Genomic DNA, 215 nt, shown 5'->3' on the forward strand with positions numbered 1-215 from the left:
AAAGAAATTAAAGCTAGAATAAATAGCATTAATAATTCAAAACAGATAACTAGTGCTATGAATATTGTTTCTTCAACTAAATTTAAAAAATTTCAAGTACTTACCTTTAAAACTAGAGAATATGAAAAATCTTTAGAATATGCTTTATATAACTTATTAAATCATATAGGTAATAGACATAATATTTTATTTGAGGGTAAAAAAGAAGTTAAAAA

Annotated in this window: 1 protein-coding gene; it reads left to right on the forward strand. The window is 20.0% G+C overall.

Features of this window, described 5'->3' with window-relative positions:
• On the forward strand, window positions 1-215 hold a 215-nt coding region (locus AYC59_RS01045), incomplete at both ends, for a F0F1 ATP synthase subunit gamma (RefSeq protein ID WP_211259983.1).

Origin of the sequence: Pseudostreptobacillus hongkongensis (genome assembly GCF_001559795.1) — a bacterium.
Lineage (GTDB): Bacteria > Fusobacteriota > Fusobacteriia > Fusobacteriales > Leptotrichiaceae > Pseudostreptobacillus > Pseudostreptobacillus hongkongensis.